The organism is Mesorhizobium sp. BR-1-1-10 (assembly GCF_020165595.1).
In the GTDB taxonomy this organism is placed as follows: domain Bacteria; phylum Pseudomonadota; class Alphaproteobacteria; order Rhizobiales; family Rhizobiaceae; genus Mesorhizobium; species Mesorhizobium australicum.
Window position 1 is genome coordinate 182,501 of record NZ_JAIUIL010000013.1, and the last position, 4,364, is coordinate 186,864.

Consider the following 4,364-nt stretch of genomic DNA (forward strand, 5'->3'; position numbering starts at 1 on the left):
ACCACCCTCCAAGCCTAAGTACTCGTGCATGACCGATAGCGAACTAGTACCGTGAGGGAAAGGTGAAAAGCACCCCGACAAGGGGAGTGAAAGAGTACCTGAAACCGGTTGCCTACAAACAGTGGAAGCCCAAGGTTCGTCCTGGGTGACCACGTACCTTTTGTATAATGGGTCAGCGACTTAGTGTGACGAGCAAGCTTAAACCGCTAGGTGTAGGCGCAGCGAAAGCGAGTCTGAACAGGGCGTTCAGTTCGTCGCATTAGACCCGAAACCGAGTGATCTAGCCATGAGCAGGTTGAAGGTAAGGTAACACTTACTGGAGGACCGAACCCATAACTGTTGCAATAGTTCGGGATGACTTGTGGCTAGGGGTGAAAGGCCAATCAAACTCGGAAATAGCTGGTTCTCCGCGAAATCTATTTAGGTAGAGCGTCGACCGAATACCCCAGGGGGTAGAGCACTGGATGGGCTAGGGGTCCTCACCGGATTACCAAACCTAACCAAACTCCGAATACCTGGGAGTACTAGTCGGCAGACACACGGCGGGTGCTAACGTCCGTCGTGAAAAGGGAAACAACCCTGACCTACAGCTAAGGTCCCCAAGTTATGGCTAAGTGGGAAAGGATGTGAGGATCCCAAAACAACCAGGATGTTGGCTTAGAAGCAGCCATCATTTAAAGAAAGCGTAACAGCTCACTGGTCTAAATAAGGGTCTTTGCGCCGAAAATGTAACGGGGCTAAAGCCATACACCGAAGCTTAGGGTTTGGTCCGCAAGGGCCAAGCGGTAGCGGAGCGTTCTGTAAGCTGACGAAGCCATACCCGTGAGGGGTGGTGGAGGTATCAGAAGTGCGAATGCTGACATGAGTAACGTAAGGGGAGTGAGAGACTCCCCCGCCGAAAGACCAAGGGTTCCTGCTTAAAGCTAATCTGAGCAGGGTTAGCCGGCCCCTAAGACGAGGCGGAAACGCGTAGTCGATGGGAACCACGTTAATATTCGTGGGCTTGGAGGTAGTGACGGATCATTGAGGTAGTCCAATCTTATCGGATTGAACGGGCTGCTGCGTGGTTCCAGGAAATAGCTCCTCCTTATAAACCGTACCCGAAACCGACACTGGTGGTCTGGTAGAGTATACCAAGGCGCTTGAGAGAACTATGCTGAAGGAACTCGGCAAATTGCACGCGTAACTTCGGAAGAAGCGTGACCCTTTTCCACGCAAGTGGAGGAGGGTGGCACAGACCAGGGGGTAGCGACTGTTTATCAAAAACACAGGGCTCTGCGAAGTCGCAAGACGACGTATAGGGTCTGACGCCTGCCCGGTGCTGGAAGGTTAAGAGGAGGGGTGCAAGCTCTGAATCGAAGCCCCAGTAAACGGCGGCCGTAACTATAACGGTCCTAAGGTAGCGAAATTCCTTGTCGGGTAAGTTCCGACCTGCACGAATGGCGTAACGACTTCCCCGCTGTCTCCAGCATAGACTCAGTGAAATTGAATTCCCCGTGAAGATGCGGGGTTCCTGCGGTTAGACGGAAAGACCCCGTGCACCTTTACTATAGCTTTACATTGGCATTCGTAGTGGCATGTGTAGGATAGGTGGTAGGCTTTGAAACCTGGGCGCCAGCTCAGGTGGAGCCACCCTTGAAATACCACCCTTATCACTATGGATGTCTAACCGCGGCCCGTTATCCGGGTCCGGGACAATGTATGGTGGGTAGTTTGACTGGGGCGGTCGCCTCCTAAAGAGTAACGGAGGCGCGCGATGGTGGGCTCAGAACGGTCGGAAATCGTTCGCTGAGTGCAATGGCATAAGCCTGCCTGACTGCGAGACTGACAAGTCGAGCAGAGACGAAAGTCGGTCATAGTGATCCGGTGGTCCCGCGTGGAAGGGCCATCGCTCAACGGATAAAAGGTACGCCGGGGATAACAGGCTGATGACCCCCAAGAGTCCATATCGACGGGGTTGTTTGGCACCTCGATGTCGACTCATCGCATCCTGGGGCTGGAGCAGGTCCCAAGGGTATGGCTGTTCGCCATTTAAAGCGGTACGTGAGTTGGGTTCAGAACGTCGTGAGACAGTTCGGTCCCTATCTGCCGTGGGTGTAGGAATATTGAAAGGATCTGTCCCTAGTACGAGAGGACCGGGATGGACGGATCTCTGGTGGACCTGTTGTGGCGCCAGCCGCATAGCAGGGTAGCTATATCCGGACGGGATAACCGCTGAAGGCATCTAAGCGGGAAACCCACCTTAAAACGAGTATTCCCTGAGAACCGTGGAAGACGACCACGTTGATAGGCCGGGTGTGGAAGAGCGGCAACGCTTGAAGCTTACCGGTACTAATAGTTCGATCGGCTTGATCGTTCTCATTCCTAATATCCATTTGAAGTCAAATGGTCTGACCAGCGCTCACGCATGAGCGGCCCTTACGGGCCTATGCTCCGCGAGGGCGCCGGACGACCGGCGACGCGCAGTCGCGCTTGCGGGCTTTGCCCGGAAGCAAACTGCGGATGTCGCTCAGGCACAAAAAGACAGGTGAAGAGCAGTGAGCCAATGGCGAATAGGTATCCCCTACTCACTATTCGCTACTCACTATTCCCTATTCCAGCTTCTCGAATAACGTGCGTTTTGCCGACCTGGTGGTTATGGCGGAGCGGCTGCACCCGATCCCATTCCGAACTCGGCCGTGAAACGCTCCAGCGCTGATGGTACTTCGTCTCAAGACGCGGGAGAGTAGGTCGCTGCCAGGTCTGCAAAACGCACGTTCAAACTCTCATCCAATCGGATGACCGTGAAATCTTCTCTGCACTTCGTTCGATGCACGTCGTTGCCCCAAACCGCTAACACTTTTGGGCAACATGCATAAAGGCCCGCCAAGGGATCCCGGGCCGCTCTAAGCGGCCCTTTCATTTGGTGGAGACAGAATACCGCAGTCGCCAAATAAAACGGCGATCGCAAATACCGCAATCGCCACAAGGCGATCATGGTGGTGACGCGGGGTGGAGCAGCCCGGTAGCTCGTCAGGCTCATAACCTGAAGGTCACAGGTTCAAATCCTGTCCCCGCAACCAAACAAAAACGGCCCGCCTGGCTCTATGCCGGCGGGCCGTTCGCGTTCCGATCTCTCCGCACAGAAATTCGAACCCATCAGCCCCCCAAACCAAGCCAACAAAACCTCACAAAGAAAACGGCCGCCAGAGTCCAAATCGGCGGACCGTTGCCTATCCGGATCGCCGTGGAGTCGATCCACTCTGTTCAGGACCGGCAAAAAGGCGCCGCCGACGCGCGGGACAAATCAAATCAGCGAAGGCCATGGGGACGGGGTTCAAGATCGATGGCCGCCAAGCATGAACAGATTGGCCGGTTGGGCTTTAACTCAGCTGGTCTCCTCACACGCTTTCGGATGCCGGTAGCACGGGCTGCGGCCCTCCGCTCCACAGAACTGTCCCAATCGTTATTTCAATTCTGCCGGATCGGGTGACCCCGCTTGAGCGCGTGGTGACGGTGAAACGCGTCGAGGCGGCAGAATACTCCTCTGCCAGGAGGTGCCATGCCCAATTACGCTTTGAACGACCACCATGAGCAATTCATCAAGCGGCAACTCGAATCAGACCGCTACAACAATGCCAGCGAGGTTGTCCGCGCCGGCCTACGCATGCTCGATGACTTCGAGGCGGAGCGGCAAAAGTGGTTGCGCGAGGAAATTCCCGCACGCCTGGCGGCTCCAGCAGAATCCGACGAAGGGAATTCCAGCCGAAACGGTCTTTTCCAGCCTCGAAGCGCGCCATCGCGCGAAGCAGGCGAAGGCCTATTAGGAACGGAATATCGGATCGTCTTTCATCCCGCAGCACAAGCCGAACTCCAACAGCTCTACGACGGCATAGCCGAGCGGCCGTCGCCAGCAATCGCCTGGAATTTTGTCGTGGTATCCAGGAACCATTGTCTCGGCTTAGCGACTTTTCCACAGCGAGGCACTGAGCGGCTCGAGATCATGCCTGGGCCGCGGATTGTTGGTTGTCGGCGGGCGGTCAGCATTGCCTTCGCGATCAAGGATGAGCAGGTGCTGATCCCAGGCATCTTCTACGCGGGTCGGAACATCACCGGAATTGCTGGAGAATCGGCGCTGAAAGCCGCTCGGGCGAGGTCCGTGGGCGGGCAGCAGTCTTCAAAGCGAAGCATGCCAGGCGTCGGGTCAAAGTGGAAACCCACGCATAAACAACCGTTGAAAGCGACGGGGGAATTCAGCCTAGCCAACTCACGAATTTCAGCCCCGTGGATATCTCCACGATAAATCGAAAAAACATTTGGGAACGGTGTTGACAGTTTTGGTTGGTGGCGACTATATACGCCTCACGAACGAGGGCGGTGCGCCG

At 55.6% G+C, this 4,364-nt stretch carries 1 tRNA gene, 2 rRNA genes and 1 pseudogene (1 of these 4 cut by a window edge); all 4 read left to right on the forward strand.

Features of this window, described 5'->3' with window-relative positions:
• Positions 1-2,356 (forward strand): 23S ribosomal RNA (locus tag LB555_RS25390); it begins 476 nt to the left of the window's first position.
• A 271-nt stretch (positions 2,357-2,627) separates the two neighbouring features.
• Positions 2,628-2,742: ribosomal RNA gene (gene rrf, locus LB555_RS25395) — 5S ribosomal RNA — on the forward strand.
• Positions 2,743-2,985: 243 nt separating this feature from the next.
• Positions 2,986-3,062: transfer RNA gene (locus LB555_RS25400), tRNA-Met, on the forward strand.
• Between the two features lie 479 nt (positions 3,063-3,541).
• A pseudogene (locus LB555_RS25405) lies at positions 3,542-3,806 on the forward strand (type II toxin-antitoxin system ParD family antitoxin).
• The last annotated feature ends 558 nt before the right edge of the window (positions 3,807-4,364 follow it).